3 protein-coding genes and 1 pseudogene are annotated in these 3,850 nt (G+C 69.6%); 1 reads left to right on the forward strand and 3 read right to left on the reverse strand.

Annotated elements, in window-relative coordinates; all coding sequences use genetic code 11:
• On the forward strand, positions 1–420 hold a 420-nt coding region (locus QZ753_RS05125; protein ID WP_294641611.1), incomplete at its 5' end, for an FCD domain-containing protein.
• An 82-nt stretch (positions 421–502) separates the two neighbouring features.
• Here the strand turns inward: QZ753_RS05125 and QZ753_RS05130 are convergent.
• The 3 genes and pseudogenes from QZ753_RS05130 to QZ753_RS05140 form a co-directional block, all read right to left on the reverse strand.
• On the reverse strand, positions 503–2,002 hold the full coding sequence (locus tag QZ753_RS05130) for an ABC transporter substrate-binding protein (RefSeq protein ID WP_294641614.1): 1,500 nt from the start codon (positions 2,000–2,002) through the stop codon (positions 503–505).
• Positions 1,999–3,042, reverse strand: a pseudogene (locus QZ753_RS05135) (oligopeptide/dipeptide ABC transporter ATP-binding protein); the annotation flags it as partial. The pseudogene QZ753_RS05135 and the gene QZ753_RS05130, both read right to left, overlap by 4 nt.
• Positions 3,043–3,056: 14 nt before the next feature.
• The coding region (locus QZ753_RS05140; RefSeq protein WP_294641613.1) for an ABC transporter ATP-binding protein at positions 3,057–3,850 on the reverse strand (794 nt) is incomplete at its 5' end.

The raw sequence follows: 3,850 nt of genomic DNA on the forward strand, positions 1-3,850 counted from the left end.
CCGCCGATCGCGGCCCTTGCCGCCGCGCGGATGCGTCCCGAGGATGCGCAGGCGCTGCGGGCATCGATCGAGGCGGAACACGGCGCGATGCACGCCGACGATCCGCTCGAGGCCGTCTACCACTCCGCCGACTTCCACCGGCAGATCGCGCAGGCGTCCGGGCAAGGCGTGCTGGCCGCGATCGTCGACGGCCTCCTGTCACGGTCCTCGCTGGTGATCGCGCTCTACTGGCGCCGGCCCGCGACGCTCTGCGACAACGCGGCCCATCTGGCGCTTCTCGACGCCTTGTCCCGGCGTGACGGAGCCGCAGCATCCGACCTGATGCGGCTCCATCTCGACGCGCTTCTGGCGGACCTCGATCTCGACACCGCGCCGCCTGCGTCCTCCGACCTCGCCGCCGCGCTCCGGGTCGGCGGCTAAGGCGTCGTCTTCGGCGCCGCATGAGCGCGGGTGCACGGGCGAAAGATCGCCCGTCCCGTTGCAGCACTGCCGCCGTGCGGTCTCAGTTCTTGCGAACGTCCTCCAGCCAAAAGCGGCCGAGCGGGTTCTGGTAGAAGCCGTCGATATTGGCGCGCGTCACGTTGATGTAGGGGCTGTAGTAGAGGTCGATCCAGTTGACCTCGTCCTTCGCGATCTTCTGCAGCTCCACATACATCGCCTCGCGCTTGGCGGGGTCGGCCTCGGTGCGCGCCTTGGCGACGAGGTCCTTCACCGTGTCGTTCTTGTAGCGCGTCATGTAGTTCATGTTCGTGTCGTGGCCGAGCACGAAGGTGGTCTTCTGGTCGGGGTCGAGGACGTCGTTGGTCCAGTAGCCGACGGCGACGTCGAAATCGCCGTTGATGAACATGTCCCACTGCGAGGCGGCGTCGACCTTGTTGATGTTGACGGTGACGCCCGCCTTCGAGAGCTGCTGCTGCATCAGGACGGCGATCTGCTCGTCCACCTCGTCGCCGGCCTTGACGTTGTAGTCGAGGGCGAGGTCGGAAGCGCCCGCCTCCGCCAGCATCGCCTTGGCGCGCTCCGGATCGTAGGGGCGGCGCAGGTTGTCGGCGTAATAGTACAGCGCGCCCTTCGGGATGTAGGAATTGGCGACCTCGCCGATGCCGAAGGTGACGGCGTCGACGATCGCCTGCTTGTCGATCGCCATGTCCAGCGCCTGGCGCACCGCGATCTCGCCAAGCTTGCCCTTCTCGTGGTTGATAAGCAGCGCGTCCTCGCGGGTCGAGGTGTCGAGCGAGACCTTGAGCTGCGGGTCCTGCTTCAGCTGCTCGACGCGCGAGAAGGGCACGAAGATCGCCGCATCGAGCTGTCCCGCCTGCACGTTCAGCATGCGCGTGTTGTCGTCGGGCACCGAGATCCACTCGACGCCATCGAGGCTGACCTTGTCGGCCTCCCAGTAGTTCGGGTTCTTCTCGAGGATCACGCGGTCGCCGCGGACCCACTCCTTGACCGAGAAGGCGCCCGACCCGATCGGCGCGGACGCGAACTCCTCGCCCTTGGCTTCCACCACGGCCTTCGGCAGGACCGAGACGTTTGGCAGCGCCAGCGAGGCGAGGAAGGGGACCGACGGCTCCTTCAGCTTGACGATTAGTGTGCGCGGGTCGCTCGCCGTCGCGGTGTCGACGATCGAGTAGCTCGACGACCAAAGCGAGGTCGGATCGTCGCGGATGCGCAGGAGCGAGAAGGCCGCGTCCTCAGCCGTGACGGGCGAGCCGTCGGAGAACTTCGCGTCCCGCAGCTTGAACGTGTAGGTCAGCTTGTCGTCGGAGACGGTCCAGCTTTCGGCAAGGCCCGGCTCCAGCTTGGTGCCGGTCTTGTCGACGCGCACGAGTACGTCGAAGACGTTGGAATAGACCCAGTTGTCGACGTTCTGGGCCGAGGCGATCGGGTCGAAGGTCGTGGAATCCTCGCGCCGTCCGATCGTGAGGACGCCGGCGGCCTCCGCGATCGAGGCGGTGAGCGACAGGGCGGCGAGCGCCGTCGCGGCCAGAAGGCGGGTCATGCGGGGTCGGGACATGGGAAGGCCTCGCGTATCACAGGGGGAGGGGAGGTCGGCGGTTCGCGGACCGGCACGGGAAGCGCGCCGGGCTCGAGGATGCAGGCCCAGCCGTGGTCGTCGGCCCTGCGAAGGATGGGCGGCGGGCCGCTGCGGCAGGCGTCCTGCGCAAAGGCGCAGCGCGGATGGAACGGGCAGCCGGGCGGGGGATCGAGAGGGCTCGGCGGCTCGCCGCCCATCGGCGCCAGCGGCAGCGCGATGTCGGGGTCGATCTCGGGGATCGAGGCGATGAGGGCCGCCGTGTAAGGGTGGCGCGGGGCGCGGAACACGCTCTCGGTCGGGCCTTCCTCGACGATCCGGCCAAGATACATCACCGCCACCCGGTCGCAGAGCCGGCGCACGATGGCGAGATCGTGCGCGATGAAGATCAGCGTCAGGCCGATCCGTTCTTTCAGGTCGAGGAAGAGGTTGATCACCTGTCCCTGGATCGAGACGTCGAGTGCGGCGACGCATTCGTCGGCGATCACGAGGCTCGGCTCGACCGCCAGCGCCCGTGCGATGCCGACACGCTGGCACTGGCCGCCCGAAAGCGCCGCCGGACGCCGGTCTGCCAGCGCCGGAGCGAGGCCGACCATCCGCAGAAGCTCGGCGACGCGGGGTTCCGTTCTGCCGCGCGGCGCCTTGCCGTGGACGCGCAGGACCTCGGCCAGGGTCTCGCCGACGGTGCGACGCGGGTTGAGCGAGTTCGCGGGGTCCTGGAACACCATGGCGGTGCGCCGCCGCAGCGCCTTCAGGTCGGCACGCCGGCCGTCCGAGACTGCGAGCCCGTCGAGCACGACGTGGCCGCCCGAGATCGGCTCGAGGCCGAGAAGTGCGCGACCGAGCGTCGACTTGCCCGATCCTGATTCGCCCACGATCCCGATCGTCTCGCCGCGCCGGACCTGAAGCGAGACGCCGTTGACCGCCTGGACGCTGCGCCGCTGCAGGCCGAGGAAGCCCGCGCCGGGGCCGGGAAAGCGAACGACGACGTCGTCGGCTTCGAGGATGATGTCGGGCTGGCTCATGCCGCGCCCTCCAGAAGGCTGTCGCTGACGGGATGGTGGCAGGCCGCGCGGGTATCCGCGCCCATCGCGACGAGCGGCGGCTGATGTGTCCGGCAGTCGCCGCCGGCGCGCGGGCAGCGCGGATGGAACCGGCACCCGGACGGCATCTCGCCGGCACCGGGCGGCTGGCCCTCGATGGTGCGAAGGCGCCTCGCCCCGGTGCTCCGGGCCGGCTGGCATGCGACGAGGCCGGCCGTGTAGGGATGGCGCGGCCGCATCAGCACGTCGCGCTTCGGCCCGATCTCGCAGAGGCGGCCGGCGTAGAGCACCGCGATCCGGTCGCAAAGCTGCGACACGACGCCGAGGTCGTGGGTGATGAAGACGATCGACAGGCCGCGCCGGTCTCGGAGGTCGAGGAGGAGGCGCAGGATCTGAGCCTGCACCGTCACATCGAGCGCCGTGGTCGGCTCGTCGGCAATGAGGATGTCGGGGTCGGAGGCGAGGGCGACGGCGATCATCGCGCGCTGGCGCATGCCGCCGGAGAACTCGTGCGGGAAGGCCTCTGCCCGCCGCTCGGGATCGGGGATGCCCACCTGCCGGAGAAGCTCGATGCTTTCCGAGCGGGCCTCGCGCCGCCCGAGGCCGCGTGTCAGGCGTACGGTCTCGGCGATCTGCTCGCCGATGCGCATCACCGGATCGAGGTGGCTCGCCGGGTTCTGGAAGACCATGCCGATCTCGCGGCCCCGCAGCGGCGCGAACTGCGCATCGGACAGCCCGTCGACCTCGCGGCTCTTCAGGCGGATCGCGTCGG

It is taken from the genome of uncultured Aureimonas sp. (assembly GCF_913775355.1).
GTDB lineage: Bacteria > Pseudomonadota > Alphaproteobacteria > Rhizobiales > Rhizobiaceae > Aureimonas.

Coding starts and splice junctions, on each gene's coding strand:
- QZ753_RS05130 (WP_294641614.1), bottom strand. CDS start 2,002: ATGACCCGCCTTCTGGCCGCGACGGCGCTCGCCGCCCTGTCGCTCACC.